Raw genomic sequence first — 26,448 nt, 5'->3', positions numbered from 1 at the left:
CCACTGTGGAAGCGGGAACACTCGAACAACGCAAGGGAGAACGATGCCTCGGGACACGCTCGAGTCGGTGAGCCTCGACGACGTCGACCTGGCTTACCGCATCGCCGGTGACGGGCCGGAGCTGGTCGTCCTGGTCCACGGATGGCCGCAGACGAACGCCTGCTGGCGCCACGTGATCGCGCCGCTCACCGAGGGCCGCACCGTCGTCGCCCCGGACCTGCGCGGTTACGGTGCCTCGGGGCTGGCCCGGTCCGGGGACTACGACAAGCGCGCCACCGCCGCCGATCTGAGTGCTCTGATTCACCACCTGGGATTCGAATCGGCGGCGGTGATCGGCCATGACCGCGGTGCCAGGGTCGCGCACCGCTGGGCGCTCGACCACCCGTCGGACATCAAGGCGCTGGCACTGCTGGACATCCTGCCGACGAGGGTGGTCATGAACTCGTTCGACCGTGACTCGGCGAGCGCGATGTGGCACTGGTTCTTCCACCGGAACCCGGAGCTGGCGGCGCGGATGGTCTCCGGGAACGTCGAAACGTATCTCGGCCACTTCTTCGCCAGGGTCCGCGAATCCGGTGCCGTCGACGAGGAAACCTTCAAGCACTACGTCGAGGCCTTCAGCGATCCGGCGCGTCTGCGAGCGTCCTTTGAGGACTACCGGACCGGGTTCTCGGTCGATCTCGAACGCGACGAGGCTGATCACGCCCGTGGACTGAGGGTGCGGGCGCCGCTGCTCCTGCTGTGGGGTGCCGAGGGAGGCCTCGGCGAGAGCGACGTGGTGCGTATCTGGCAGGAGCACCACGCCGATCCCGCCGCGGTGAGCGGTCACGCCGTCCCAGGCGGCCACTACGTTCCGGAAGAAGCACCCGGGGAAGTCGTGGACGCCGTCCGCGCGTTCTTCGGCCGGGTGACGGGACAAGTGGCGAGCCCGTCTCAGACGGCGGTCAGCCCGCCGTCGACGAGGACCTCCACCCCGGTCACGTAGGAGGCTTCGTCGCTGGCAAGGAAGAGCACGACGTCGGCGACCTCCCGCACTTCCCCGGTGCGTTTCATCGGCACTCCCTCGATCTGCCTGGCCCGCCAGGCCGGATCGGCCGAACCACGGGAAGTGCGCATCGGCGGCAGCATGCCCGGCGCCACCGCGTTGACCCGGATGCCGTCGGCCGCGTGGTGGACCGCCGCGGTCCTGGTCATCGATTTCACCGCGGCCTTGGACGCGCCGTAGCCCAGGTGGATGCCGAGCTGGCCGATCGAGGCCGAGATCGAGGACAGGTTGACGATCGAGCCGCCGCCGGAGCGGGCCATCGCGGCGGCGCCGTGCTTGATCCCGAGGAAGACACCCTTCGCGTTGACCAGCATGAGCCGGTCGAAGAAGCTCGTGCTGGTCAGGTCGGGATCGAAACTGCCGCTGATCCCGGCGTTGTTGACCAGCACGTCGAGCCGGCCGAACTCCTCGAGGACCTCGCCGATCGCGGCTGTCCACGAGTTCTCGTCGGTCACGTCGAGGTGCAGGTAGTGGGCCTGCCCGCCGGCGGCCTGGATTTCCTCGACGGTGGCGGCACCGTCGTCGTCGAGGATATCGGCGACGACGACCTTCGCGCCTTCTCGGGCGAACGCTTCGGCGGTGGCCCGTCCCATCCCTCCGGCGGCGCCGGTGATCAGGGCAACCTTGTCCGCTAGTCGCATGAAAACGGGTCCCTTCTGCTCAGTTCGTCACGGGAGCGGGTTCGGCGACCGGCCCGGTATCCACTGTGGATTTGTACCGCCCCTTGACCGTCACCGCCAGGATGCAGGTGGCGGCCGGCACGAGTAGCGCGAGGAAGACCTGCCGATAGTGCAGGCCCGCGGCGACGAGCACGGTACCGGCGGCCGCGCCGGCGATGGCGCCGAAGCGGGCGATCCCGGTGGCCCAGCTGGTGCCGGTGGCGCGGATCGAAGTGGGGTAGAAGGCGGCCGACAGGATGGGGAAGCCGGTGCCGACGGTGTTGGTGAACATGCCCAGCACGAAGATCAGGATGCCGAGGATGAGCGCGTCCGACGGGGCGAGCGCGACGAACACGAGCATGACGCCGGCGCAGCCCATGGCGACGGCAACCGTGCGGTGCAGCCCGAACCGGTCCATCAGCCAGCCGATCATCAGGTTTCCGATCGTGCCACCGGCCTGCAGCAGCAGCCCCATCGTCGCGGCCGCGGTCAGCGAGAAGCCGACGTCGGTCATCAGGATGGGTAGCCAGCTGTTCATCAGGTACACGATGAAGAACGCGCAGACGAACCCGGCCCAGATGGTGATCGTGCCCAGCCGGAAGCGGCGGGCCACCAGCCCGGCGACCGGGACCTTGGTGGCGACCACGGGTTCGTCGAGCGAGAACCGGGTGCCCGCCGGGAACTGCTCGGGCACGACCCGGTTCATCAGTGCGACCAGCTCACCCTGGCGTTCGGGTTGGCGGGCAAGGAACTTCGGCGACTCGGGCAACGCGGCAGCGACGAGAACGGCGCAGGCGAGCGGGAGGATCCCGCCGACGACGAGCGCCCAGTGCCAGCTCGCGATCTGAATGAACAGGTTGGTGAGGTAACCGGCGGCGGCACCACCGAGGGTCATCCCGCAGTAGGTCAGCGCCATAATGTGGCTACGCTGCCGGGAGGGGGCGTACTCGGAGACCAACGTCGTCGCGTTGGGGAGCGCGGCGCCGAGACCGAAACCCGTGAGCACACGGAGGATCGAGAACCACAGGATGTCCGTGGTCAGCGCGGTCGCCGCGCTCAGCAGGCCGAAGAAGACCAGTGAAGCGAGGATCACCTTCTTACGGCCGAGGCGGTCGGCTAGCGGGCCCGCGGTCAGCGAGCCCAGCGCCAGGCCGAGGAGCCCGCTGGTGACGACGGGGCCGAGCTGGGCTTTCGTGATGTGCCAGTCCTTGATGAGTGACGGGCCGATGAAGCTGACCATCGCGACGTCGATCCCGTCGAGGGTCACGACCGCCAGGCACAGCAACAGGACCCGGCGTTGCAGGCTGCCCACTCTGTTGCGATCAAGGACAGTGCGCAGGTCGGGGTTTGACATGTGTCCTCCATTGGACGGCATGAATGTCACGCGGGTGCGGCCCCGGCGAGTGCGTTCCCGAGGAGGTGCTCCAGATCGGCTCCGGTAACCGGCCTCGGGTTGGCGTAGGGCGCGGCGAGTGCTTGCCCGGCAACGGTTTCCAGGCCGTTTTCGGGCATGCCGAGCGCCCTGAGCGACATTTCGGCCCCGAGGTCCTTGGCCAGGTGGAACAGGTGCTCGGCCGGGTCGGCGGCGCCGAACGCGGCCTGTAGCGCGGTCCGCGCACGGGACGCGGCCGGGAGGTTGAAGGCGAGAACGTGAGGAAGAATCGCGGTGTGGGTCTCGGAGTGCGGCAGGCCGAACGTGCCGCCCAGGATGTGACAAAGCTTGTGGTGCAGGGACATCGTGGTCGCGCCCAGCACGCTGCCGGCGAGCCAGGCCCCGTACAGGGTGTCCGAGCGGGCATCGACATCGCGCGGATCGGCGACCACCCGGGGTAGCGCACCGGTGAGGGCCCGCGCCGATTCCGCCGCCATCAGCGTGCTGATCGGCGAACCGTCGGGCGCGTAGAGCCCTTCGGCGGCGTGCGCGAGCGCGTTCATCCCGCTGGTGACCGAAAGCCCGATCGGCAACGTCAGCGTCAGCTCCGGGTCGTAGACCACGGTGGCGGGAAGCACGCGCGGGTCCCGGCCGGTGGTTTTGCGGTCGGCGTCGGTCAGGCCCCAGACCGGGGTCATCTCCGAGCCCGCGTACGTCGTCGGCACCGCGACGATGGGCAGTCCGGTTTCCTTCGCGATGGCCTTGGCCAGGCCGATCGCGGAGCCACCGCCGACGGCGACGCAGCCGTCGGCGCCCGTCTCCCGCGCTCGTGCCACCGCTTCCGCCGCGACCGCGACCGGCACGTGCATGGTGGCGTGCGGGTGCGGTGCCGCGATCCGGTCGCCGAGCGGGGAGGTGAGTTCGGCGGCCAGACCGGCCTGCTCCGGGGTGGACACCACGATCAGCCTGCGCAGGCCGAGGCGCTCGACCTCGCCGGGCAGCCGGGTGCTCGCCCCCGCCGCGAACACGACGCGGCCGGGGCGGCCTTCGTGGACGAAGTCGTGGTTCACGATCGCACCCGGTCCAGGACGATGTCGAATTCGATGAGCCGGAAGGGGTTGGCCGTTCCGTAGTGCTCGGCGCGTGCCGGATCGTCGACGAGCGTGACCGGCCGGATCAGCGATTCCTTCACCCCGAACACCGTGTCGGAGTCCAGATACGGGCTGCCTTCGACGAAGACGTGGGTGGTGAGCGGGGCATGCCCGCCCGCTTCGGCGATGACGTGGATGTGCGCGGGACGGTTCGGATGCCGTTGGGTGGCGTCCAGCAACCGGCCGACCGGTCCGTCGTCCGGGATCGGGTAATGGCGGGGCACGACGGTCCGCAGCCGGAACCGGCCGTGCTCGTCGGTGACGAACAGCCCGCGGAGGTTGCGTTCGGGCTGCACACCGGGTTGCTGCACGTCGTAGTACCCGGCGCCGTTGGCCTGCCACACGTCGACCCGGGCCCCGGCCAGCGGCGTCCCGTCGGACGAGCGGACCTGCCCGGCGAACACGCACGGATCACCGTTCCGGTCGAGCGAGATGTCCGCACCCAGCTCCCGCGGCGGGGATTCGACCAGGTGAAACGGCCCGAGAACGGTGGTGTCGGTAGCCTCCGCGGATTTCCGGTTGTTGATCGCGTCGACCAGCATCGACACCCCGAGCACGTCGGACAGCAGGACGAACTCCTGCCGGGTGTCGTCGCACCTGTGCCCGGTGGCGGTGAGGAAGTCGATCGCCTGCTGCCATTCCGCTTCGGTGGGCTCGATGTCCTTGATGAAGGCGTGCAGGTGCGTCACGAGGCTCGTCATGACCTGCTTCAGCCGTGGGTCCGGCGTGTTGGTGAAGCTTTCGGCGACGATCTCGGCCGAGCCTTCCGCCGAGAAGGACTGCTTGGTCATCGGGCCTCCTCGCGGGTCGTCGTCCAGGCGGGCGCGGGGAACTCGGCGCGTTCGAGGGTCTTCACGCCCGTGTCGAAGGCGAGCCGGGCGGCTTCCGCCGGTGGCCGCGCGTCGAGTTCGTCGGAGAACACCTCCACCGACACTGGTGCGACCATCCCGTTGTCCCGCAGGGCTTTGAGGGCGGTGAGGGTGTCTCCGGCGCCTTGCCCGGGAAGCTTCCGCCGGTGGCGGGCCTCCTCGGTCATATCGGGCCCGGGCTCGGGCGCCACGTCGCACAGTTGCACCGTGGTGATCACGGACGCGGGAATGCCGGCGAGGTCCTGGGGCTGGGCGCCGGACCGGAACCAGTGCCACAGGTCGACGGTGATCCCGCCGTTGGGCCGGTCCGCCGCGGCGACGACCTCCCAGGCTTCGCCGATGGTGCGAACATGGCTGTAGGGCAGGAACTCGAAGCCGACCAGCACGCCGTGCGCGGCGGCGCGGTCGCACAGCGCGCCGAACGGCTCGACCAGATCCGCCGGCGGGTGCTCGGCGAACATCGGGACGTTGAGGTGGCGGATCCCGATCTCGTCGGCGAAGGTGAACATCGCCTTCTCGACCGGATCTTCGCCAAGGGCCCAGTCCCAGTTGTGCTCCATTTCGAGCACCCGCAGACCGTGCTGGTCGAGCAGATCGCGGATCTCGCCGTCGGCCATGTTCGCGTCGAGGTAGTCGGTCACCCGCAGGCCGATCCCGGCGAACCCGGCACCGGCCGCCGCGGCCACGCGGGTGGGCAGGTCGGCAAGGCGCAGCGTGTTCGCACTGCAGTTCAAGGTTTTCGTGGTCATCTCGGTGCTCATTCGGTGTCGCCCGCGGAGGCCGAGCCCGCCAACCATTTCGCGCCCTCGTCGTAAAGGCGTCGCACCGCCCTGCCGGTCAGTCCTGGCAGTCCGGCCTTGACCGTGAATCCGGCCTTGGTCTGCAGGTAGGCCAGGTGGCGGTAACCTGCGGGGAACCGGTTCAGCAGTTCGGGGTCGAGTTCCAGCCGCGCCGCCGGGTCGACGACGTCCAGCCGGTCCTTCTCGTAGATCGGCTGCCTGCGCACGATCTTCCACTCACCGTCGTACCGGCCGCAGAAGTCGTAGAAGCGCCCGGTGCAGACCACATCGACCTCGACCCCGTCGACGTTCGCGCGCTGGTTGATGGTCATCTTCGTCTGGGCGATGGCCCGGTCGCCATGGACGTCCACGCTGTGCCCGCCCAGGAAGTGCAGGATGCTCACGCCACGGTCGAAGCCCTCGCGGCTGACCGCGATGAACTCCGTCGCCGGCCCCTGGAACCAGGTCGCGGTCATCCACCCGTCGGTCGGATGCCACACGGTGGCGAAGCGGTCCCAGTCCCCGGCATCGCGCCAGACGGCCCAGTTTTCGACCAGTTCGCGGAGTGCCAGCCTGTCTTCGAAGCCTGTCGGCACGTTCGGAATCTCCTTCATCGAATTGCCGGCGCCAGTTGTGATCCGGCGGCGACGTGGATTACCTCGCCGGTGATGTTCCGGGCGCGGTCGGATACGAGGAACGCCACGGCGTAGGCGACGTCGACCGGTTCCACCAGCCTGCCCAGCGGTGAGGCTTCGGCGAACCGGCCGGCGTAGTCCTCGAGGAATTCGGGGTCGGCCTTCTGCGCGTTGAACGGGGTGTGCACGAAGCTCGGCGCGACGACGTTGACGGTGACCCCGAGCGGGCCGAGCTCCCGGCACGCCACCCGGGTCAGGCCGACGAGCCCCGCCTTCGAAGCGGAGTATGCGGGCGTCCAGCCGCCGCCGAGCCATACCCGGGAACCGAGGGAAACCACGCGGCCGCCACCTTGCCCGCGCCACAGCGGAATGCAGTGCTTGATCATCAGCGCGGGCCCGGTCAGGTTGACTTCGAGAGTCGCCTGCCACGTGTCCGGCTCCAGGCTCTCCAGCGAGTGCGCCGGTTCGATACCGGCGTTGTTGACCAGCGCGTCGACCCGGCCCCACGTCCTGCTCACCTGCTCGATCGCGGCCCGGACCTGGTCTTCGTCCGTGACGTCGGCCGCCACCCCCAGGACGTCGCCACTGAGCTGCCCGGCGGCTTCCTTCGCGCCGTGGCGGTCGAACAAGGCCACCCGGAAGCCGTCGCCGAGCAGGACGGTGGCGATGGCCATGCCCATCCCGCCGGCGCCGCCGGTCACGATCGCGACGGGGGCGCTCATGCCGCGTGCTCCGTCGCGAACCCGGCGATCGTCCGCGCCACGGATTCCGGCATCGACAGCATCGGGGAATGGCTCGACTCGAGTTCGCTCGACGAACCCACCCGGGCCGCCATCATGCGCTGGACTTCGGGTGTGCAGGCCCGGTCGAGGGTGCAGACGACGAAATGCGACGGGACACTCCGCCAGGCCGCCGCCGAGACCACCGCGGCCCGCGCGTTCGCGTGCTCGGGCGTGAGCCGCGCGGCCGCACTGGCCGCATCGGCCGGAGTGCAGTCGTGGTAGAAGGCGTGCCGCGCGGTTTCCGGATCGATGACAAGGAAGTCACCGACCTGCCGGATGTCGTCCTTGCCCGCCTGCGACCCCGCCTTGGCGTCGTTGACGGACGCGACCGACTCGCCGGGTTCGAGGCAGAACGCGCTGACGTAGACCAGGGCGCGCACGTTGGCCGCGGCGCCGACCTCGGTCAGCAGGGCTCCGGCATAGGAGTGCCCGACGAGCACGACGTCACCGGGAACGCCGGCGAGGACCTCGGTGAGATGGTCGCAGTGGCCCCGGAACGTGGGGTCGCCGGGAGCACGGTCCCTGCCGGGCAACGTGACCCGCACGCAGGGATAGCCGTCCACCTCGAGCAGCTTCGCGACGCGCTCCCAGGCCCAGCCGCCGTGCCACATCCCGTGCACGAGAACGATGGTGGGACGAGTGGTCATCACGCTGTCCTTTCCGCCAGATGGTCTACTGTGGACACTTCGCCCACGGTTGCACCCCGGTCACGCAGGGCATAGGTGAGTGCGATACCGACGAAGTAGATACCGGCGATGGTCCACAGTGTTCCTTCGACACCGAGGGGCGAAACGAGCCCGGCGACCACGGGTCCCAGGAACTGGCTCACCCCCGCGCCGAGGTTGAGGACGGCGATGGCGCTGCCGACGCGGTGCGGCGCGAGCGACGGCATGATCGCGGACAGCGGCACGAAACCGGACAGCGCGGCGCCGTACACGACGCCGACCACGAGAATGGCCCAGAAGTTCGGGCCGAACAGTTCCGGCACGTAGTAGAAGGCGGGAACGCTGATCGCGCACAGGAATCCGCCGAACCACGCCACGGTCCGGACCCGGCCGATCCTGTCGGCGACGTACCCGAACATGATGTTGGCGAGGATGTTGGTCAAGGTCAACGTCCCCCACACCGTCTGCCATTGCGGCGTGGACAGTCCGACGTCCTGGACCATGAAGGTGCTCAGGAACACGACGAACGCGTAGAAGCCCAGGGTGTTGATCACCCGGACGATCCCGCCGATCCCCACCTTCGGCCGTTCGGCGACGATCGTGAACGCACCGAGAATCGAGCGCATGCTCTTCGCGAGGCCGGCCGGTTTCCGCTCACGCGCCTTGACCAGGAACGCCAGCATGATCCCGCCGATGCCGATGAAGACCAGCGAGGAGGCGAGGGTGGCGAACTCGCCGATCAGCGGGATGACCGCGCCCGCATAGTAGGAGCTGATCACGCCCAGGCCGAGCACGAAGAAGAACCAGTACCAGCCGACGGCCTTGCCCATCACCGATTCCGGCGTGTCCATGGCCACCCAGACGAGGAAGCCGTAGGAGAACAGCGGATAGCCCAGGCCGCGGATGCCGAAGCTGACCAGCATGAACGCGAAGTCGGCCCGCGCGAGCGCGATCAGGAACACGACCTCGAACACGACCCAGATCGCGAAACCCGCGAGCATCACCCGCCGGGGGCCCAGCGCCTCCGCGAGTGCGCCCGAGAGCCAGGCGGCGACGGCCACGACGAACCCGTAGACGCCCCACAACAGGGATGTCCGCCCCGAGCCGAAACCGTGCTCGGCGAGGTAGGGGGACAGGAAGCCGGATTCGATCCCGTCGCCGATCATGAACAAGGTGAGCGCCACGAATCCCCAGCGGAGATTCGGGACGATGCCCTGGCGCGTCCAGAACCTGGTCATCGGTTTACCCACCCAGTGGCAACGCGGTCGCGGGCCGTTTCGACGCTTGTGACCATCCTCAGAACCTCCTTGTTCTGCGACGCTCTTGCAGTGACCCACCGATGCTGCCGTCCTACCGCAGGCGGGCGCCAGAGTTCATTGCCACCCAGTGGCAATCACCGCTAGATTCGCGGTGTGGCAGGCCGAACGAACACGCCCGGAGAGTCCGTCTCGCGGCGGTTGCTCACCGTGCTCGACTGCTTCGACGTCGCTCATCCCGCGCTGTCGCTCACCGAGGTGGCCGCGCGCAGCGGCCTCCCCGTTTCGACGGCACGCCGGCTGATCAACGAACTCCGGAGCTGGGGCGGCCTGGAACGGCTCGACGACGGCCGCTACCGCATCGGGATGCGGCTGTGGACCATCGGCTCCCTCGCCCCGCGGCAGCGTGGGCTGCGCGAAGCGGCCCTGCCCTATATGCACGATCTGTTCCAGGCGACCCAGGAGAACATCCAGCTGACGGTGCTGGAGGGCACTCAGGCGCTGTGCATCGAAAAGATCTCCAGCACCAAGGCCGTGCCGACGCTGACCCACATCGGTGGCCGCCTTCCCCTGCACGCGACCGGGGTCGGGAAGGCGCTCCTGGCCTTCTCCGGGAAGGAGTTGCTCGGTGCCGTCGCCGACTCCGGACTGACTCCGATGACCCCGCACACGATCACCCAGCCCGGCCGGCTGGCGGCCGCGCTGGCCGAGGTCCGCAAGTCCGGCGTGGCCTATTCCTATGAGGAGATGACCTTGGGGGCGGTGTCCGTGGCCGCTCCGATCGTCGGCCTGGACGGTGGCGTGCGCGCCGCGCTCGGCATCGTGGCACATTCCCGGGCGGCCGTCGACCGGCTCGCCCCCGCGGTACGCGCCGCGGCACTGGGCATCGCCCGCTGGGCCAACTGAGCGGGAGCACGATCACGCGGGGGGCCGGTAGCCGCCCGGAACGATGCGGTCGTCGTCGGTAGGGTCGGGCTGGGCGCGGTGGAGCCGGCGCAGCGCGAGGGCGAGGTGGAGGCGGAAGCGGCCGGCGGGGTCGCCGAGTGGCCAGCCGAGAAGGTGCTCGGCCTGCACGACACGCTCCTGCAACGTGGAGTGGTGCACGTGCAGTGCCGTGGCGGCGGCTCGCAAGCTGGAGGTGGCGGCGATCGTGTCGAGGGTCAGGAGCATCCACGGCGCCGCTCGACCGGCCGTTTCGATGGCCTCCACATCGGCGATTTTGGGCGTGTCCGGGCCGACGGTGCGTGCGAGCACCAGGAGCCCACCGCTGTCGTCGGCGTGAACGATGCGGGGGCCAGGGTCGGCGGGAGTTCCTCGCGCGGTCAGGCGCAGTGCGAGCCGGGCGGTTTCCCAGGAAACGGGTAGTTCGGTGACCGGGACGGCCGGACCGATTCCGGCGCGGGTGCCTTCGGGTATCGCCTGGCCGGATCCCGTTGGGGGAGTGCCGGAGGCGGGCAGGACCCGCGCCGCGCCGCCGGGTAGCGCAACGGCCCGGACCCGCGCGTACTTGTCAAGCCCGAGCCGTCGCGCGGCCGTCGCCCTGGCTGAGGCCGGGGCCGCCGGGTCGAGGAGAACCTCGAGCGAGGCGGCTTCCCGACCACGGCTCGACCCGCGGCCGTACGTGCGCTCCAGGACGGTGGTGGCCGCGGAAGCCGCCCGTTCGACGATCATGTCGTCGACGGGATGCTTGGGGCCGGATCGCTCCAGCCAGAGCACGGCGTTCCCCGGTCCCACGGGCGCGCTCGGCCAAGCGGGGTCGGGGGAGCGGTCCGCCGGACTGCCGCTGCGTCCCGCGCGGTCGATCCTGACGCGCACGCCCCGGTCGTTGTCGACCAGTGTGGCGGCGGTGGCGCCGAGCACGGCGGCGCCCCTGACGATCGCTTGAACTCCGGCGTTGTGGGAGAGGAGGTCGTCGAAGTAGGAGATGACGCGCAGCGCCGCACCGGCCTGGGGATCCAGCGCGTCCAAGCGAATGGTCAAGTCCTTCATCGGCCAACACCTCTTGACGGCGCACGAGCTGTTTCAGTCCGACAATATCCTTTTCAGCCAAGGCAGGCGGGCCGCGGCAGCGTCTTGTGACAGCGTCGCGTGGGGCGCCAGTCCGTCGAATCCGTGGAAACCGCCGGGCCACACGTGCAGTTCGGCCCGACCACCCGCCTGCCAGATGCGGCTGGCGTAGGTGACGACCTCGTCGCGGAAGGTCTCGGCGGAGCCGACGTCGATGAACGCGGGAGGCAGCCCCGAAAGGTCGTCCGCGCGGGCGGGGGCGGCGTAAGGGGAGACGTCCTCGGTGCCACGAGCCTGCCCCAGTAGCGCCGTCCACCCACCACCGTTGGAGGCCTGGTCCCAGACGCCGAGGCCGCGCATCTGCCGTGCCGAAGGGGTGTCGTTGCGGTCGTCGAGCATCGGGCACATCAGGATCTGCCCGATCAGGGCGGGGCCGCCGCGGTCGCGGGCGAGCAGGGCCAGTGCCGCGGCCAGCCCACCACCGGCGCTCGCGCCCGCGACGAGGACCCGGGCGGGGTCGACCCCAAGGTCGTCGGCGTGCGCGACGGTCCACACGAGGCCGGCGTAGCAGTCCTCGACCGGCCCGGGGTGCGGGGTTTCGGGTGCCAGCCGGTATTCCACCGATACGACGGTGCCGTCCACCTTCTGTGCCAGATCGAGCATCGCCGGCACACCCTGCCGGTTGTCGCCGATCACCATGCCGCCGCCGTGGGTGTGGTAGATGACCGGTGTCGCACCGGTGGTACCGGCCGGGCGGCAGATCAGCAGGCTGATGTCCGGGGCACCCGGCGGGCCGGGCACCGCGCGTTCCTCGACGAGGAACCTTCCGTTCCTGGTCAGCTCCTCGTCCGGCACGCGTGCCAGGCCGTTCGGGTCCTGGCGTATGGTCGCGAGGTTCGCGAGGTCACCGAACAGGCCGGGCGGCAGTTTCTCGTTGATGATCCTCAGGGCGGGCACGAGTTCGGCGTCGAAAGGCGGCGGGGGACCGACCGGGACGCCTGGGGAACCGGAGGGGGAGATCGTCATTGTTGACTCCTCGGGGTGCTGACTTCTGATCTCCATTTTCGGTGGTACCGCGGCGTACGGCGCCCCGTCGGTTGGCGGTCATTGCCCGCCAACCGGCGGGTGCCGCACCAGGGGCTTCGGGGCGACCGCCAACCTCTTCGAAGAAGGCGCTTTCAAGAAGCCGGTGAAGAATCAAGCAGTTTCAGGAAACGGCCACGTCGCGGGCTTGGCAGCGGGCGGTGTCGGAGGGGTTGGTCGAGACCACTGGGCGCCGTCCACGCATGGAATCGGCGATATGCCTTTGGTGATCACCGGTGACCGGCCTCCGTGGTTTCCCTCGCGGTTTCGCGGCGAGGCTTCAGCGGTACCCGGCCGCCCAGCGGAAGACCGGCGGGGTGGCCCGCACAGCCGCCGCTGCCCGCGAACGGGAGGGCTCCCCGAGCGCGGCGAGCAGGTTCTCCTGAAGGACGACGAGCCGGGCCAGGACTTCCGGGGTGAGCCAGTCCGGTCGCAGCCCGAAGGCGAGGTCCTCGGTGGAGGTGTTGCCGCCGGCGCCGGGGGCGAAGGGGCAGCCACCCAGGGCGCCGAGGGTTCCGTCGACCATCTCGGCCCCGGCGGCGACGGCGGCGAACGCGTTGGCCAGGCCCTGGCCCCAGGTGTCGTGGCTGTGGAACACGATCCGCCGGGCCGGGGTGTCCTCCCGGACACGCCGGACCAGCGCGCCGACCTCCGTGGGGATCGCCTGGCCGAGGGTGTCGCACAGGACGATGTCCTCGGTGCCCTCCGCGCGCGGGTCGCGGGCGATCGCGAGGACCCGTCCGGGATCGACCGGTCCGTCGAACGGGCAGGTGAAGGACGTCGCGAGGCACAGCTCGATCCGCCCACCCGCCGCCTGCACCGCCTCCACGGACTCGGGCAGCGCGGAGAGGCTGGTCTCGGTGTCGCGGCCGAGGTTGGCCTGGTTGTGGGCGTCGCTGACCGAAAGGCAGTACTGCAGGTTCCGGATGCCGGCGTCGAGGGCACGGCGCACGTGGCCGGGCGTGGCGACCCACACCCAGCAACGCGCGAGCTCCTCGTCTGTGAGGGCTGCGACGACGTCGAGCGTGCCGGCCATCGGGGGGACCAGCCGGGGGTTGGCCAGCGACCCGATCTCCAGCTCGGGAATGCCGGCGTCGAGCAGTGCGCGCGCGAGGTCGATCTTCGCCTCGGTGGGCAGGACGGTGCCGGCGAGCTGGAGCCCGTCCCGTAGCGTGACGTCCCTGATCACGGTCATGGCCGCTCCCCGAGAATCTCGGCGGTGTGCTCGCCGAGGCCGGGGCCGAGGCTCCGGATCGGCAGCGAGCGGTCGCCGATCACCGGCACGATGCCCGGGAACCCGACCCGGTGCACCCCGTCGCCGGTGTCGACGCCGAAATACTGGATCATGTCACGCGCTGCGTACTGCGCGTCCGCGATGATGTCCGCGGCGGTGGAGATCGGGCCGGCCGGTACCCCGGCCTTGGCCAGGGTGGCGAGGACTTCGTCCCGTGGCCTGCCGGAGCTCCACTCCTCGATCGCCGCATCGAGTTCGTCCACATTGGCCCAGCGAGCTGAGTTGTCCTGCAGATCCGGGCGTTCGGCCAGGTCGGGGCGGCCAATGGCGGCCATGAACCGGCGGAAGATCGCGTCGCCGTTGCCGGCGACGACCACACTGGACCCGTCCTGGCAGCGGTAGGCGTTCGAGGGGGCGATGCCCTCGACACGCCCGCCGGTACGGCGCCGTTCGACTCCATAGGCGAGGTGGTCGGGGACCAGCGACTCGGTGACCGACAGGACCGCCTCGTTGAGTGCGACGTCGATGATCCGGTCGGCCAGCGGGGGGACCGGCGCCCGCGGGTCCCGCGCCCGGCCGAGTAGCACGATGACCGCGCCGAACGCCCCGTAGATACCGGCGAGGGTGTCCCCGATCGAGACTCCGGTCCGGGCGGGCGGCCGATCGGGTTCGCCCACCAGCGCACGCAGCCCGCCGACCGCTTCGGCGACCGCGGCGAACCCGGGCTCACCGGAGAGCGGCCCGTTCTGCCCGTAAGCCGACACCCGGACCACGACGATCCCCGGCCGGGCGTCGTCGAGTTCCTCCGGGCCGAGGCCCCAGGACTCGAGGGTTCCGGGGCGGAAGTTCTCCAGCACGACGTCGCAGCCCGCGGCGAGCTTCAGCGCGGTCATTCGCCCCTCGTCGGATTTCAGGTCGAGCTCGATGGACTTCTTGTTGCGGTTCAGGGTCCGGTGCAGCATCGAGGTGCGGCCGCGGTAGAGCCGCCAGGTCCGGATCTCGTCGCCCCGCCCGGGACGCTCGACCTTGATCACCTCGGCGCCGAAGTCCGCGAGCAGGCGCCCGGCCGTCGGCGCGGCGATGTAGTTGCCCAGTTCCAGGACGCGCAGCCCGGCGAGCGGAAGAGGACTCATCGGGCGTGCTCCACGAGATCGACCTCGATGTCGTTGCGGTCCCTGGGCAGGCGCGTCTTGGCGATCTTGTGCGTCTCGGTGAGCGGCCAGGAGTCGACAAACTCGATGTACCGGGGCTGTTTGTAGGGTGGGAGCCGGTGGGCGCACCACTCGGCCAGCTCGGCGGCGGTGACGGTGTGGCCCTCGGCGGCGTGGACGAAGGCCTTGACGTCCTCTTCGGACAGTGCCGACGGTACTCCGACGACCGCGCTCGACGACACGGCGGGATGGGCGTCGAGCACGGCTTCGACCTCGGCGGGGGACAGGTTCTCCCCGCGGCGGCGGATCATCTCCTTGAGCCGGCCGGCGAAGGTGAAGCGGCCGTGGCCGTCCCGGCGGACGAGATCACCGGTGTGCAGCCAGCCTTCCGCGTTCTTCAGGGCGGCGCTTTCCTCGGCCATGCCGGCGTAGCCCGGAGTGATCGCGGGGTTGCGCAGCTGCAGCTCGCCGACCTCTCCGTCGCCGAGTTCCGTGCCGCGCACCGGATCGACGACACGGGCCTCGTTGATCCGGCCGAGCCGAGGGTGCTGACGGGGCCGGCCCATGGAGCCGTACACCGGGGGCTCGTCGACCGGGTTGATCAATCCGTACGGTGACTCGGATTGCGCGTAGCCGATCACCAGGCGCAAGCCGAACCGCTTCTCGATCTGGGCGTGGCGTGCCGCGTCAGGAGCCGGGGCGGAGTAGCAGAGCCGGATCGAGTGCTCGTGGTCCGCGGGCGTTGGGTCCTGCCTCATGAGCATCTCGAGCATGGCGCCGATCATGTTGACGACCGTGGCCCCGCTCTCGCGCGCGGTCTGCCAGAACGCGCCGGCCGAGAACCGGGGCGGCAGCACCAGCCGCGCCCCGCAGCCCCAGGAGCCGAGGGCGGAGTAGGCCTGGGCGTTGAGGTGGGCCAGCGGGAGGGTGGTGAGCAGGACGTCGTCCTCGGTGAGGCCGAGCCAGTGAGGAAAGCCCTCGCCTGCCATGGTGTACATGCCGTGCGTCTGGATGATGAACTTCGGCCTGCCCGTGCTGCCGGAGCTCTGGATGTATCCGGCGTGGGTGTCCGGTGTGGCAGGAACACCCTCGCGCTTCCCGGTGGCGACCAAACCCGTCACCGTGGCGGCGTCGACCCCGCCCGGCACGGCGGCGTCGGGCGCGGTTACCACGATCGCCGGATCGGTCGCGGCGACGACGGCGGGCAGCTCGGACTCGGAGGCCTTCGGGTTCACGGCGACGGCGACCGCCCCGGCGAGAATGGTGCCCAGCCAGACGCGCAGGAAGTCCAGACCGTTGGGCAGCACGATCACCACCCGGTCACCACGGCCGACCCCCGCCGCGCGCAGGCTGGTCGCGCAGGCCAGCGCGTCGGTGTACATCTGCGCTCGGGTGGCATCGCCGTCGGGGGCGGAGCACCACGGCCGGTCGGGCCAGCGGGCGGCGCCCTCGGCGAGGAACTCGGGCAGGGTGAGAACGCCCTTCATCGCCGCGCTCCTTCGAGATCGTCCCACCGCGCGGGGATCCCGATCTGCCGCAGCCACTCGTCGCGGTCGAACAGCGTCCGGACGGACCGGACCGCGCTGTCCGCGACCCGGACGACCACGACGCCGGGCACCCGGAATCCCTGTCCCGCACCGCGTGTCGTCACCCCGCCCCAGGTCAGCTCGCCGGTGAAGGCGCCGCTGAACTCCACCTCGGCGAACACCCGGCCGTCGGCCGCGGCGGGTGTGTGACGCAGCGACATCGCGAGCGGGCTGAAGGTCGCGTTGACGCCGGTGAAGTGCGCGACCGCTGCTTCCCGGCCGCGTGCGGGCGTGGGCTTGAACAACGAGTGGACGGTGGCCTCGTCGCCGAGGGTGGCGTTGAGTCCCGCCACGTCCCCGGACTCGTGTGCGGTGTACCAACGACCGAAGACCTCCAGGGTCCGCGCGTCGTCGTCATGGGTTCGGTCCACCGTTCGTCTCCCTCTCCACGCGACGGTCATCTGTATACGATCAACACCCTAGGAAGGGCGATATCGCCCTGTCAAACCCGCGTTACGGGAAGCAATGAACCAAAGTTGTGTACAAAATCCGCCGACTTCTGCCATACTCGGCCATGGAGCTGCTCAACGACGGCGCGCAGGAGGCGACCATGACAGCCGACGTACCGCCGGCCGCCGACGCGAACCCCCACCCCATCACCCCGCTCCGCACCGCTATCGGACACTCCACTAAGGACACCGTCGAGGTGTGCGGGCACAACCTGACCGACGAGCTCATGGGCGAGGTTGACTTCGCCGCCGTGTTCTTCCTGCTGGTCAGTGGCCGGCTCCCGGGGAAAGGCGAGGCCCGGCTGTTCAACGCGGTCCTCGTCGCCCTGGCCGATCACGGCCTCACCCCAAGCGCGCTCGCCGCCCGGCTCACCTACACCGGGGCGCCGGAGGCGATCCAGGGTGCGGTGGCGGCGGGGCTGCTGGGCGCCGGCTCGGTGTTCCTCGGCGTGTTCGAGGACGCGGGCCGCATGCTGCGGGCCGAGTCCCCGGCCGCCGACAGCACGGACTCCGACCTCGACACGATCGCGACCCGGGTCGTCGAGGACCACCGCAGCCGCAAGGCCCGCCTGCCCGGCCTCGGCCACCCCATCCACACCGGCGGCGACCCGCGCACCGCCCGTCTCCTGCGGATCGCCGAGGAGGAAGGCCTCCTCGGCCCGCACACCCGGTTGATGCTTCGGGTCCAGCAGGCGGCGTCGCGCGGCAGGGACCTGCCGCTCAACGCCGGCGGCGCCAGCGGGGCCCTGCTCTGCGATCTGGGCATCGATACCGCCGCGCTCCGCGGTATCGCGCTGGTCGCCCGGTCCGCGGGCCTCGTCGGACATCTCGTCGAGGAGGCCCACGCCCCGCTCGGCCGCTGGCTCTGGGACACCGCCGAACGCGAGACCACCTACACCCATCCCCACTGACGGAGGACACCATGGACTTCACCGAAGAGCAGTCCGCCGACGTCGTCGCGGCCAGCTTCGACACCATGCCCGACCCGCGGCTCAAGGAGGTCATGCAGAGCGCCGTCCGGCACCTGCACTCCTTCGTGCGCGAGGTCCGCCCGACCACCGCCGAGTGGGAGCAGGCGATCGAGTTCCTCACCGCCGTCGGCAAGGCCTGCACCGACACCCGGCAGGAGTTCATCCTGTTCTCCGACACCATGGGCGTGTCGATGCTGGTCGAGACGATCAACGGCGCCAAGGGCGACCTGCCCGAGGGTGACGGGCTACGGCCGACAGCGCCCACGGTGCTCGGTCCGTTCCACCTGACCGAAAGCCCGGTCCGCGAGCTCGGCGAACTGATCAACACCACCGGCGAGGGCACCCCTCTCGTTGTCGAGGGTCGCGTCACCGACCTCCAGGGCAAGGCCATTCCCGGGGCACGGGTGGACACCTGGCACGCCGACGGCGAAGGCTGGTACGACGTCCAGGAGCAGGGCGGACTTCCGGCCGGCACCGGCCGCGGCCTGTTCACCGCGGACGACGAGGGCTACTACTGGTACCGCAGCGTGATGCCGCGCTACTACCCGATCCCGGTCGACGGCCCCGCCGGTGACTTGGTGGTCCGCGCCGGCCGCGAGCCCTACCGGCCCGCCCACCTGCACTTCATCATCGAGGCCGAGGGCTATCAGCCGGTGACCACGCATGCGTTCGTGTCGGACTGCGAGTACATCGAGCGCGACGTCGTGTTCGCGGTGAAGAGCGCCCTGATCCGCGACTTCGTGGTGGTCGACGACGACGCGCAGGCCGAGCGGTTCGGGGTCTCGGCGCCGTTCCGGTACGTGCGCTTCGACGTCGTCCTCGCGCCGGAGGAAGGCTCGGCGCCGGCCGCTCCTTGACCGGGCTCGAATCCTGAGCCCGCCGTCCTGGCCGCGCGGGTGGCGCGGACCTACCTCACTGTCCGAGGTTCACGACGCGTACGCGACCGTCCCTGCGGAGGAAACGGGTGGTCGTGTCGTCCTCGTACCGGATGCGCGATGATGAGGGAACCGCACGGCGGGACGGGAGGGCAGGATGAGCGGATCGGCACGGGAACACGCGTATGACATGCTCCGCCGCGGCATTGCCGACGGCACCTATCCGGCCGGCAGCTGGCTGCGGGAAGAGGACGTCGCCGCCGCCGCCGGGGTCAGCCGGACGCCGATCCGCGAGGCGCTGCACCGGCTGCAGGCGGAGGGGCTGGTGCAGCTCATGCGGCACCGTGGCGCGCTCGTCGTCGGCTGGACGGCCGACGACCTGGACGACCTCTACGAGCTGAGGAGCACGATCGAGGGCTACGGTGCCGGCCGGGCCGCGCTGCACCGGACCACCGACCAGCTGGAACGCCTGCACAAGCTCTGCACCACAATGGACGAAATGCTGCCCACCGCCGGCGAGGAGGAGATGCAGCAGCTCGGGACGCTGAGCATAGAGTTCCACAGCGAGATCCATCAGGCCTCCGGGAACCGGCAGCTCGCCGCGCTGGTGCCGTCCATCCTGGCACCGCCGTTCGTCAGCGAGGCGTTCCACCACCACACCCGGCTGGAGCTCGAACGCTCCTTCGAACACCATCGCGAGCTGGTGCAGGCCATCGAGGCTCAGGACCGGGAATGGGCGGAATCGATCATGCGCGCGCACCTGCGGCACGGCCGGCAGTCGTTGCGCCGCATGGAGCGTCATCTCCTGCTGACCCCATCCGAGGAGTGAGCGGTCCGGGAGACGGCCGCCGCCCGCCACTCGACGATCATCGCGCACCCAGTGTGGATGAGAGCCACCCGGCCGTGAGAGCCAGGTGGGCGGGGGACTCGAACGCGCGGTCCTCGTGCCCCGCACCGCCCAGCAGCAACAGCGTGGACTCCGCTCCGGCCCGGACCAGCGCGTCGTGCAGCGCGTGGCTCTGGTTCACCGGGGTGACCCGGTCACGGTCCCCGTGGGCTATGAGGAAGGGTGGTGCGGCCGGGTTGACCCAGGTCAGCGGGCTGGCCTCGCGGGCCCGCCCCAGGTCCCCCAGGAACGCTGCCTCGAAGTCGAAGGGCAGGATCCGAGCCTCCAGCCGGCTCCGCGAGGCGGTCTCGGCGAGGTCGGCCATGCCGAACCAGGCCACCACGGCCCCGACCGGGGCGTCTTCCCCGGGGGACAGGGCGGCTAGCGCGGCGAGGGTGGCGCCCGCGGATGCGCCCCACAGCGCGACCCGCCGGGAATCGACGTCCAGGTCCGCGGCGTGGGCCCGCACCCACCGCACTGCCTGGCGGACGTCCTCGACCGGGGCGGGGAACCGGACGACGGGGGCCGGCCGGTAGTCGATCGAGAGCACCGCGACGCCGTGTGCGGCCAGGGCGGACAGCCGTGTCTCGGCGTCGTCGGTGCGTGCCCCGAACTGAAAGCCGCCACCGTGGACATACACCACGACCGGCGGGGGCAGTTCGGTCTTGGGCAGGTGGAGATCGGCGCGCAGCGTGGTGCCGTCGATCTCGTGGTAGATCAGGCCGGAGTGGAGGGTTACTTCGCTCATCGGACGCCTGCCGTCACGGCCGCCCTCGGAACTTGCGCGAGGAACTCGTCGACGAGCACGGGGAGGTCCGCCGCGTCCGTGGCGACGCCGAACAGGTAGTGGTCCGGGCGGGCGAGCAGCGCGGTCGCACCGGTGGCCGCCCAGAAGTCGCGGTAGGTATCGTCGGCGTCGGCGCTGTCCTCGATCCGCAACACGTGGGCGCCGAGTTCGGCGAGGCGGGCGAGCCGATCGGGCCCCAACAACTCGTCGAGCGGCAGCGGACTGATCAGTTGGACGCCGTAGCCGACGAGATCGTCGAGCCGCTCCTCGATGTCTCCATGCCGGACGACGCCCTGTGGCGCCAGCTGCCCGGCACAGGGGGCAGGCTCACCCGCTGCGTCCCGCCGGATCACCCCGGCGACCAGGCCCGGGATCGGCGGGAAGTCGATCTCGCCGGCGCGGGAGGCGACGTCTCGCGCGGCGGCCTTCTCCGGGTCCAACTCGTTGACGTACTGGAAGATCGCCAGCGAGCCGCGGACGAAGAACTCCGACTGGGGAAGCCGTTCGGGCTCGTAGGTGTCCAGCAGCGACTGGTCGGCCGCCCCGGAGAGCACGAGGCGCAGCTTCCAGGCGAGGTTGGCCGCGTCACGCATGGCGCAGCAGGCACCCTGACCCATGTAGGGCGTCATGGCGTGCGCGGCGTCCCCGCCGAGAAACACCCGCCCGGCCCGGAACGCGCGGGCGATGTGGGAGCGGAACCGGTAGGCGACCCGGCGGGTCATCCGCACGTCCTCCCGGGTCAGCCCGAAGCGTTCCTCCAGGAACGCGTACCCGTAGTCCTCGTGGAGCATCTCGTCGAGATCCTCGTGCGGCAGGACCCGGACGTCGGTGCGGCACCGGTTGGCGCCGTTCGGTCCCGCAAACCACGGGCGGGCCGGATCCATGTGGTACTGGGTGCGCGCGATCGCCTCGGGGAGCGCTCGGAGCGCGTCGAAATCGGTCAGGATCCACCGGTCGTCGTGCTCCCGGAGCACCTCGAGTTCGATCCCGGCCGCCTGCCGGACGAAGCTGCCGGCCCCGTCGAAACCCAGGACGTACCGGGCGGAGACCTCGCTCCGCGCCCCGTCGGCATTCTCGACGGTGACGCGGACGGCGTCCGTGGACTGATCGATGCCGATGGCTCGCGCGCCCCAGCGGACCTCGACCGACGGATTTTGCGCGATCCGCGCCTCGAGCGCCGCCTCGATGTTCGGCTGGTGCAGGGAGTAGTGCGACCAGTGTCCGGCGATCCGGTAGTCCCAGTCGATCGGCGGCACGGGATCGCCGTCAGCGCCGTAGATCAGGATGTTGGGTGCCTGGATCGCCTCCCGCATCGCCTCGGCCCGGTCCGCGGCGTGCTGGAGTACGCGGGCGATTTCCCCGTCGAGGGTGCTCATCCGGGGCTGGCCGTAGGGGGCGGGTGCCTTGTCCAGCACCAGCACCCGGTGGCCTGCCTGACCGAGCAGGGAGGTCACGACCTCGCCTCCCGGGCCGAACCCGACAACCACCACGTCCACGTCGACTGCCATCAACCTCTCCTCACTGAGAGCGCACGATCGGTGCCGACTCGCCGTCCCCGGCCGCAGTCGGGATAGATCTGTATACGACATGTGAGACTAGAGAGGACTCTGTCTTGCTGTCAATCAGCCAGCGTCGCACGTCAACAGGCATCGAAGGTCGATCCGAGGGTGCACACTCACTCCAAGCGAGCGAGAGTTGTGTACAATAAGGCAACTGGGTGTCGTTCGGGAACAGGTACGGGTCGTCTCGAAAGCTGGTCGGCAACGTCCGGTGGCACGCACATGCTGGACCGAACCAGCCAAGATGACTCTCGGTGAGGAGAGGTTGAGGGCAGTCGACGGTGCCACAAGGTTGCCGGTCAGCGCCTGACGGCAGACCGGGGCACAACCACCCCGTTCTGTTGCTGTTTGTTGTGCGGTCGATCAGTTCGGCCGGATTTCCCTGCTCCGGTACGAGGACGTCCGCTCAGCCTTTCTCGACCGCAAGCGTTTTCGGAACGTTGGGACCGGCCTGGTTTCTTCGCTCGGTTGCACCGAGGGGTCTCTTTTCGACTGGCAATCACATGCCCTGATTGTGCAGAACCCTCCGCGCCACACGGCCATGCGCCACGCTATTCGGACCATAAACGCAAGGCTTGCGCGTCGACTCGTACCGGTGGTGCGTGACAGTGCTCACGCGCTCATGGACTCATTTCCCGAAGATCGTGTCGTCGACTTTGCGAAGACTTTCACCTTCACGCTCCCGGTCTCGGTCATCATGGGCCTGTTGCATCTTTCGTCCTCGGCGTGCGGAATCGACTGACCTTCGTGAGACGCCGGACGGAGCAGCTCGCCATCACCAGAGACCGCTTCCTTCTGTGGAGGGAGTGAAGCCTGGGAAGCTCTTTTCGCGTTTCCTCAGCCAGTAAGAGATGCGAGTCGGGGCTTGGGCGTAGGGATCGGGCAAGCCCAGTTTGCGAGCGGCGTCCAAGGGCCAGTGCGGATTGTGGAGCAGCTCGCGGCCGAGCGCAACCAAGTCGGCTTGACCGTTTTCGACGATGGCTTGGGCTTGCGTGGCGTGGACGATGTGTCCGACGGCCATCGTCCTGCTCCCGGTTCGTGAGCGGATCTCTTCCGCATACGGCACCTGGTAGCCGTAGTCCGCTTTCGCGCCCGGGAACGGCAGTCCGGTGATTCCTCCCGAGCTGCAGTCGATGACATCGACGCCGTGGGTGCCGAGTTCCCGCACCAGTTCGACGCTTTGGTCGATGGTCCACTCGACATCCACGCACGAGAGGCGAACGAACAGGGCCTTGCCGGCCGGCCAGGTGGCGCGGATGCGGTCGATGATCTCGACGAGGAACCGGAACCGGTTTTCCGTGGATCCGCCGTAGCGGTCCGTACGCCGGTTCGTCAACGGAGAGAGGAAACTGTGGATCAGGTAGCCGTGGGCTGCCTGCAGGTCGAGAACTTCGTAGCCGGCTTCGTCGGCACGTCGAGCAGCGTTCGCGAAGGCCGTCACCGTGTCCTCGATGTCGCCGAGGGACATTTCGACGGGCGTGCTGAATTCTTCGACTCCGATGGGGACCGCGCTGGGCCCCAGCACCCGCCAATCGTCACTGGCGGCCGGACGGGGCGTGTGCGCGGACCATGGCGGGTTCCTGCGGCCTTTGCGTCCGGCGTGGATGAGCTGGATGCCCGGCACGGCGCCACCGGCTTTGACGACGTCCACGAGCCGTGAGTAGAGCGGAACCATGCTGTCGTCCCAGATGCCGAGGTCTCCCAGGGTCCCCCGGCCGCTCCGGGTCACCGTCGTCCCCTCCTGGAGAACCAGGCCGGCACCGCCCTCGGCCAGCCGTCCGTAGTGGACGGTGTGCGTCTGCGTCGGCCTCCCGTCCACTCCGGAGTACTGCCACATCGGCGATACGACCACCCGGTTCTTCAACCGCACCCCTCGGATCTCGATCGGGCTGAAGAGGGTTGCTGACATTTCCGCTGCTCCTTCGATCGGTGCGGCCACCCCGCACGTCGAGGCGTCGCGCACGATTGACAGGCGCCGAAGACATGTCTACCTTCATGCTACTCGATGATACGCCGTACCGCATAATGGCACGAGGAGTGAGCATGGTGACCACTGGCCGCGTTTCGGAGAGCCGCGAAGTCCGGCGGTCGAACGAGACGTTGATCCGGTATTCGATCAGCGGTCCGGCGGAAGGGCCGACCGTCATCCTGGTCCACGGCTGGGCGTGCAGCCGGGCGGACTTCGACGCGCTGAGCGGATTCCTGCCCGGCCGGTACCGCGTGATCGCGGTCGATCTCGCCGAGCACGGCGAGTCGCGCTCGGCGCGCGACGACTGGACGATCGAAGAATTCGCTCACGACGTGGCCGAGGTGCTCGACGCCGAGTCGGTGGCCGAGTGCGTCGTCGTCGGGCACTCACTCGGCGGGGCGGTGGCCGTCGAAGTCGGCCGGTTGTGTCCCGGCACGGTCCGCCACATCGTCGCTCTTGACGCCCTGCACTACCTCTTCCTGTTCGGCGCAATGGACCAAGAGCAGGCCGAGGGGTTGCTGCAGCCGCTGCGGGACGACTTCGCCGGGCTGGTCCGAAACATGGTCGAGGCGGGATCGCCACCGGACACCGACTCCGCGCTGAAGGAGGCACATTTCGAGAAGATGGTGGCGGTGCGGCAGCCGGCGGGGACCCGGGCGTTCGAAGGCCTGGTCGCCTGGGACATGGAGAATGCGCTGGCCGACGTGAAACAGCCGATCACCGTGTTCGGAGTACGGGAACTGGTCACCCAGGAAGCCCTCGACCGCTTCGAGGGCCGCATCGACGTGGTGCTCGTCGACCTGGGCAGCCACCACTTCCTTGTGGAAGCGCCCGAGGGGACGGCCGAACTCATCGCCGGCGTCATGAGCGCGTAGGGACGGCCTAGCCGGGCCCCGCGTGGTCAGGCGGACGAGACCAGCCTGCTGATCTCGTCCGCGGCCGCGATGACCCGCTGCGCGAAGTCCTTTTCCCGCGACGGGTCGTACCGCATCTCCGGGATGCTCAGCGTGACCGCCCCGATGGGGCGACCGGCCGAGTTGGTGATCGCCGCGCCGAGGGAAGCCACCTGCGGGCGGTACCACGACGACATGTTCAGGGCGTAGCCCCGGTCGGCGGTCCGGGCGATTTCCTCCCGCATCTCATCGGGACCGAGCATGGGCGTGCCTTCGAACTCCTTGGGTTCGGACCGCAGGATCTGATCGATCTCGTCGGGTTCGAGGCGCGCGATGATCGAGACGCCCCCGGAACTCGCACCGAGCGGCACGCGCGTTCCGACCTCCATGAAGACGCGGACGAGCTGCGTGCTGTCCTCTCTCGCGACTATGAGGTACTCCTCACCGTCGCGCAGACCGAGGAGAACCGTTTCGCCTGTCTCCGCGGCCAGGCCCTTGATGACCGGTTTCGCCACCTCGCGCAGGTCCTGCTCCCCAGCGCTGCGCAGGCCGAGCACGAGCGCCTTCATCGTCAGTCCCCACCGTGCGTGGTCACGGTCCACGATCCTGAGCCAGCGCGCCTGCTGGAGGGTGACCAGGCACCGCTGAACCGAACTCTTCGGGATGCCCGTCGCCCGGGACAGTTCCGAGACGCCGATCGGCTGGCGCACGGCGACCTCTTCGAACACGCGAAGCGTGGTCAGCACGCTGTTCATCGAACGGATGCTGCTGTTCGGCTTGTCCGTGCCGGCCGAGTCGCCGACGTCGTCTCTGGTGCCCATGAGGTCGCGACTGTACCACCGGCCGCACTGCCGTACCTCATCTCGGCACGGCGGCGCTTTACAGCAACCAGGCTTCCGGACTACTCTGCGGCACACCGTGCTATAGAATGGAACGGAGCCCGCATGGATCTGACTGTTGTCGGCGATGTCGTCGTCTCGGGGTGGCCGCGCCGTCCGGTCACCGGCCACCGTGGTCCCGGCGCTTCGGCGTTCGAGCTCCTGCGAGGCGGTGATCTGACGATCGGGAACCTCGAGGTTCCGCTCACCGGACGCGGGCAGCGCGCGGAGAAGCTGGTCGCGATGCGTGCCCCGGCCTCGGGTGCCGCCGAACTGGCTGCCCTCGGGTTCGACCTGATGTCCCTGGCGATGAACCACGCGATGGACTACGGCGCCGACGGGATGCGCGACACGGTCCAGGCACTGGACGCCGCGGGAGTCCGGCACGCCGGCTTCGGCGAATCGCGCACCGAAGCGACTCTCGCCCGGGTCGTCTCAGTCGGCGCCGAAAGCCTTGCGTTCTTCAGCTTCTGCTGCGCACTTCCGCTGGGGTTCAACGCGACCGCGGACCGCGCGGGCATCGGCGCCATCCGGGTGCGTCAGAGCTTCGAATACGACAGCGGTTTCCTGGACGAAACGCCGGGCACGCCGCCCTTCGTGCATTCCCGTGCGCACGAGCCGGACGTTCGAGCAGCCGAGGCTTTGATCCAGGATGCGAAGCGCGGCAACGACTACGTTGCCGTCGCGCTTCACTGGGGCGTTCCGCACTGTTATCTGCCCGCGGCACAGGGGCCGCTGGCCCAGTACCAGCAGCCACTGGCCCGGCGTCTGGTCGACGCCGGCGCCGACCTCGTCATCGGGCACCACCCGCACTGCCTGCACCCCGTGGAGTGCTACCGGAACGGGCTGATCCTGTACTCGACCGGCAATTTCGTCTTCGACTGGTGCGACGGCTGGAACACGGAGT

26 protein-coding genes are annotated in these 26,448 nt (G+C 69.5%); 7 read left to right on the top strand and 19 right to left on the bottom strand.

Annotation, left to right across the window (positions count from 1 at the left end; genetic code table 11):
* The first annotated feature begins 43 nt into the window (after positions 1-43).
* Complete coding sequence (locus FNH05_RS03735; protein ID WP_144585847.1) at positions 44-985, top strand: alpha/beta fold hydrolase; 942 nt, start codon at positions 44-46, stop codon at positions 983-985.
* Here FNH05_RS03735 and FNH05_RS03730 read toward each other — a convergent pair.
* Genes FNH05_RS03730 through FNH05_RS03690 form a run of 9 tightly spaced genes read right to left on the bottom strand, consistent with a single transcriptional unit; the run spans position 934 to position 9,195 of the window.
* Complete coding sequence (locus FNH05_RS03730) at positions 934-1,686, bottom strand: SDR family NAD(P)-dependent oxidoreductase (protein ID WP_144585846.1); 753 nt, start codon at positions 1,684-1,686, stop codon at positions 934-936. The genes FNH05_RS03735 and FNH05_RS03730 overlap by 52 nt on opposite strands.
* 19 nt (positions 1,687-1,705) lie before the next feature.
* Positions 1,706-3,058, bottom strand: a complete 1,353-nt coding sequence (locus FNH05_RS03725) for an MFS transporter (protein ID WP_144585845.1) — start codon at positions 3,056-3,058, stop codon at positions 1,706-1,708.
* Between the two features lie 26 nt (positions 3,059-3,084).
* A complete protein-coding gene (locus tag FNH05_RS03720; RefSeq protein ID WP_144585844.1) occupies positions 3,085-4,146 on the bottom strand; it encodes a maleylacetate reductase in 1,062 nt (353 codons plus the stop codon).
* Positions 4,143-5,018 (bottom strand): dioxygenase family protein, encoded by an 876-nt coding sequence (locus FNH05_RS03715; protein ID WP_144585843.1) that lies wholly within the window; start codon positions 5,016-5,018, stop codon positions 4,143-4,145. The genes FNH05_RS03720 and FNH05_RS03715 overlap by 4 nt, the downstream gene beginning before the upstream one ends.
* Complete coding sequence (locus FNH05_RS03710) at positions 5,015-5,845, bottom strand: sugar phosphate isomerase/epimerase family protein (protein ID WP_186382363.1); 831 nt, start codon at positions 5,843-5,845, stop codon at positions 5,015-5,017. The genes FNH05_RS03715 and FNH05_RS03710 overlap by 4 nt, the downstream gene beginning before the upstream one ends.
* Before the next feature lie 8 nt (positions 5,846-5,853).
* Complete coding sequence (locus tag FNH05_RS03705) at positions 5,854-6,471, bottom strand: nuclear transport factor 2 family protein (protein ID WP_222426507.1); 618 nt, start codon at positions 6,469-6,471, stop codon at positions 5,854-5,856.
* 14 nt (positions 6,472-6,485) lie between these two features.
* Entirely contained in the window at positions 6,486-7,232 is a 747-nt protein-coding gene (locus tag FNH05_RS03700) for an SDR family NAD(P)-dependent oxidoreductase (protein WP_144585840.1), read from the bottom strand.
* On the bottom strand, positions 7,229-7,939 hold the full coding sequence (locus FNH05_RS03695) for an alpha/beta fold hydrolase (protein ID WP_144585839.1): 711 nt from the start codon (positions 7,937-7,939) through the stop codon (positions 7,229-7,231). The genes FNH05_RS03700 and FNH05_RS03695 overlap by 4 nt, the downstream gene beginning before the upstream one ends.
* Positions 7,939-9,195: an MFS transporter gene (locus FNH05_RS03690; protein WP_246127500.1), complete on the bottom strand. Its 1,257-nt coding sequence runs from the start codon at positions 9,193-9,195 to the stop codon at positions 7,939-7,941. The genes FNH05_RS03695 and FNH05_RS03690 overlap by 1 nt, the downstream gene beginning before the upstream one ends.
* Positions 9,196-9,369: 174 nt before the next feature.
* Between FNH05_RS03690 and FNH05_RS03685 the strand changes: the two genes are divergently transcribed.
* Positions 9,370-10,119 (top strand): IclR family transcriptional regulator, encoded by a 750-nt coding sequence (locus FNH05_RS03685; RefSeq protein WP_144585837.1) that lies wholly within the window; start codon positions 9,370-9,372, stop codon positions 10,117-10,119.
* A 12-nt stretch (positions 10,120-10,131) separates the two neighbouring features.
* Here the strand turns inward: FNH05_RS03685 and FNH05_RS03680 are convergent, their stop codons facing one another.
* The 6 genes from FNH05_RS03680 to FNH05_RS03655 form a co-directional block, all read right to left on the bottom strand.
* Positions 10,132-11,202 (bottom strand): helix-turn-helix domain-containing protein, encoded by a 1,071-nt coding sequence (locus tag FNH05_RS03680; RefSeq protein ID WP_144585836.1) that lies wholly within the window; start codon positions 11,200-11,202, stop codon positions 10,132-10,134.
* A gap of 33 nt (positions 11,203-11,235) precedes the next feature.
* Positions 11,236-12,246: an alpha/beta hydrolase gene (locus FNH05_RS03675; protein WP_144585835.1), complete on the bottom strand. Its 1,011-nt coding sequence runs from the start codon at positions 12,244-12,246 to the stop codon at positions 11,236-11,238.
* A gap of 337 nt (positions 12,247-12,583) precedes the next feature.
* On the bottom strand, positions 12,584-13,498 hold the full coding sequence (locus tag FNH05_RS03670; RefSeq protein ID WP_144585834.1) for a beta/alpha barrel domain-containing protein: 915 nt from the start codon (positions 13,496-13,498) through the stop codon (positions 12,584-12,586).
* The gene (locus tag FNH05_RS03665) at positions 13,495-14,670 is read right to left on the bottom strand and encodes a CaiB/BaiF CoA transferase family protein (protein ID WP_144585833.1); all 1,176 of its coding nucleotides are present in this window, start codon (positions 14,668-14,670) and stop codon (positions 13,495-13,497) included. The genes FNH05_RS03670 and FNH05_RS03665 overlap by 4 nt, the downstream gene beginning before the upstream one ends.
* Positions 14,667-16,175, bottom strand: coding sequence for an AMP-binding protein (locus FNH05_RS03660; RefSeq protein ID WP_144585832.1), 1,509 nt, complete (start codon positions 16,173-16,175; stop codon positions 14,667-14,669). Before FNH05_RS03660 ends, FNH05_RS03665 begins: the two co-directional genes overlap by 4 nt.
* Complete coding sequence (locus FNH05_RS03655; protein WP_186382362.1) at positions 16,172-16,645, bottom strand: nuclear transport factor 2 family protein; 474 nt, start codon at positions 16,643-16,645, stop codon at positions 16,172-16,174. Before FNH05_RS03655 ends, FNH05_RS03660 begins: the two co-directional genes overlap by 4 nt.
* A 143-nt stretch (positions 16,646-16,788) precedes the next feature.
* Here FNH05_RS03655 and FNH05_RS03650 point away from each other — a divergent pair, with 143 nt between their 5' ends.
* The 3 genes from FNH05_RS03650 (at position 16,789) to FNH05_RS03640 (ending at position 19,398) form a co-directional block, all read left to right on the top strand.
* Positions 16,789-17,634, top strand: coding sequence for a citryl-CoA lyase (locus FNH05_RS03650; protein ID WP_222426506.1), 846 nt, complete (start codon positions 16,789-16,791; stop codon positions 17,632-17,634).
* 11 nt (positions 17,635-17,645) lie between these two features.
* Positions 17,646-18,551 carry a dioxygenase family protein gene (locus FNH05_RS03645; RefSeq protein WP_144585830.1) on the top strand — a complete coding sequence of 302 codons (906 nt, stop codon included), beginning with the start codon at positions 17,646-17,648 and terminating at the stop codon, positions 18,549-18,551.
* Between the two features lie 175 nt (positions 18,552-18,726).
* Positions 18,727-19,398, top strand: a complete 672-nt coding sequence (locus tag FNH05_RS03640) for a GntR family transcriptional regulator (protein WP_144585829.1) — start codon at positions 18,727-18,729, stop codon at positions 19,396-19,398.
* A 37-nt stretch (positions 19,399-19,435) separates the two neighbouring features.
* On the opposite strand, the gene FNH05_RS03635 is transcribed toward FNH05_RS03640, so the two are convergent.
* From FNH05_RS03635 to FNH05_RS03625, 3 genes are all read right to left on the bottom strand, one after another.
* A complete protein-coding gene (locus FNH05_RS03635; RefSeq protein WP_144585828.1) occupies positions 19,436-20,203 on the bottom strand; it encodes an alpha/beta hydrolase in 768 nt (255 codons plus the stop codon).
* Positions 20,200-21,750 carry a bifunctional 3-(3-hydroxy-phenyl)propionate/3-hydroxycinnamic acid hydroxylase gene (locus FNH05_RS03630; RefSeq protein WP_186382361.1) on the bottom strand — a complete coding sequence of 517 codons (1,551 nt, stop codon included), beginning with the start codon at positions 21,748-21,750 and terminating at the stop codon, positions 20,200-20,202. The genes FNH05_RS03635 and FNH05_RS03630 overlap by 4 nt, the downstream gene beginning before the upstream one ends.
* 826 nt (positions 21,751-22,576) lie before the next feature.
* On the bottom strand, positions 22,577-23,764 hold the full coding sequence (locus FNH05_RS03625; RefSeq protein ID WP_222426505.1) for an NADH:flavin oxidoreductase/NADH oxidase: 1,188 nt from the start codon (positions 23,762-23,764) through the stop codon (positions 22,577-22,579).
* Positions 23,765-23,844: 80 nt separating this feature from the next.
* Between FNH05_RS03625 and FNH05_RS03620 the strand changes: the two genes are divergently transcribed.
* Complete coding sequence (locus FNH05_RS03620; protein WP_144585826.1) at positions 23,845-24,645, top strand: alpha/beta fold hydrolase; 801 nt, start codon at positions 23,845-23,847, stop codon at positions 24,643-24,645.
* 26 nt (positions 24,646-24,671) lie between these two features.
* Here FNH05_RS03620 and FNH05_RS03615 read toward each other — a convergent pair whose 3' ends face one another.
* The gene (locus tag FNH05_RS03615; protein WP_144585825.1) at positions 24,672-25,484 is read right to left on the bottom strand and encodes an IclR family transcriptional regulator; all 813 of its coding nucleotides are present in this window, start codon (positions 25,482-25,484) and stop codon (positions 24,672-24,674) included.
* Between the two features lie 123 nt (positions 25,485-25,607).
* On the opposite strand from FNH05_RS03615, the gene FNH05_RS03610 reads away from it, so the two are divergent.
* Positions 25,608-26,448 (top strand): CapA family protein (locus FNH05_RS03610; RefSeq protein ID WP_144585824.1); only part of this gene is annotated, 841 nt, incomplete at its 3' end.

It is taken from the genome of Amycolatopsis rhizosphaerae (assembly GCF_007713715.1).
In the GTDB taxonomy this organism is placed as follows: Bacteria; Actinomycetota; Actinomycetes; order Mycobacteriales; family Pseudonocardiaceae; genus Amycolatopsis_E; species Amycolatopsis_E rhizosphaerae.
The sequence above is the reverse complement of the archived record's forward strand: the minus strand, read 5'-3'. Positions and strand labels throughout refer to the sequence as shown.

What these genes read in the sequence shown, in the direction of transcription:
- FNH05_RS03735 (WP_144585847.1), top strand. Translation starts at nt 44, where the DNA reads ATGCCTCGGGACACGCTCGAGTCGGTGAGCCTCGACGACGTCGACCTG.
- FNH05_RS03675 (WP_144585835.1), bottom strand. Translation starts at nt 12,246, where the DNA reads ATGACGATCTCCCCCTCCGGTTCCCCAGGCGTCCCGGTCGGTCCCCCG.
- FNH05_RS03710 (WP_186382363.1), bottom strand. Translation starts at nt 5,845, where the DNA reads ATGACCACGAAAACCTTGAACTGCAGTGCGAACACGCTGCGCCTTGCC.
- FNH05_RS03695 (WP_144585839.1), bottom strand. Translation starts at nt 7,939, where the DNA reads ATGACCACTCGTCCCACCATCGTTCTCGTGCACGGGATGTGGCACGGC.
- FNH05_RS03645 (WP_144585830.1), top strand. Translation starts at nt 17,646, where the DNA reads ATGGACTTCACCGAAGAGCAGTCCGCCGACGTCGTCGCGGCCAGCTTC.
- FNH05_RS03665 (WP_144585833.1), bottom strand. Translation starts at nt 14,670, where the DNA reads ATGAGTCCTCTTCCGCTCGCCGGGCTGCGCGTCCTGGAACTGGGCAAC.
- FNH05_RS03690 (WP_246127500.1), bottom strand. Translation starts at nt 9,195, where the DNA reads ATGACCAGGTTCTGGACGCGCCAGGGCATCGTCCCGAATCTCCGCTGG.
- FNH05_RS03660 (WP_144585832.1), bottom strand. Translation starts at nt 16,175, where the DNA reads ATGAAGGGCGTTCTCACCCTGCCCGAGTTCCTCGCCGAGGGCGCCGCC.
- FNH05_RS03615 (WP_144585825.1), bottom strand. Translation starts at nt 25,484, where the DNA reads ATGGGCACCAGAGACGACGTCGGCGACTCGGCCGGCACGGACAAGCCG.
- FNH05_RS03730 (WP_144585846.1), bottom strand. Translation starts at nt 1,686, where the DNA reads ATGCGACTAGCGGACAAGGTTGCCCTGATCACCGGCGCCGCCGGAGGG.
- FNH05_RS03630 (WP_186382361.1), bottom strand. Translation starts at nt 21,750, where the DNA reads ATGGCAGTCGACGTGGACGTGGTGGTTGTCGGGTTCGGCCCGGGAGGC.
- FNH05_RS03700 (WP_144585840.1), bottom strand. Translation starts at nt 7,232, where the DNA reads ATGAGCGCCCCCGTCGCGATCGTGACCGGCGGCGCCGGCGGGATGGGC.
- FNH05_RS03640 (WP_144585829.1), top strand. Translation starts at nt 18,727, where the DNA reads ATGAGCGGATCGGCACGGGAACACGCGTATGACATGCTCCGCCGCGGC.
- FNH05_RS03680 (WP_144585836.1), bottom strand. Translation starts at nt 11,202, where the DNA reads ATGAAGGACTTGACCATTCGCTTGGACGCGCTGGATCCCCAGGCCGGT.
- FNH05_RS03635 (WP_144585828.1), bottom strand. Translation starts at nt 20,203, where the DNA reads ATGAGCGAAGTAACCCTCCACTCCGGCCTGATCTACCACGAGATCGAC.
- FNH05_RS03620 (WP_144585826.1), top strand. Translation starts at nt 23,845, where the DNA reads ATGGTGACCACTGGCCGCGTTTCGGAGAGCCGCGAAGTCCGGCGGTCG.
- FNH05_RS03725 (WP_144585845.1), bottom strand. Translation starts at nt 3,058, where the DNA reads ATGTCAAACCCCGACCTGCGCACTGTCCTTGATCGCAACAGAGTGGGC.
- FNH05_RS03670 (WP_144585834.1), bottom strand. Translation starts at nt 13,498, where the DNA reads ATGACCGTGATCAGGGACGTCACGCTACGGGACGGGCTCCAGCTCGCC.
- FNH05_RS03650 (WP_222426506.1), top strand. Translation starts at nt 16,789, where the DNA reads ATGGAGCTGCTCAACGACGGCGCGCAGGAGGCGACCATGACAGCCGAC.
- FNH05_RS03715 (WP_144585843.1), bottom strand. Translation starts at nt 5,018, where the DNA reads ATGACCAAGCAGTCCTTCTCGGCGGAAGGCTCGGCCGAGATCGTCGCC.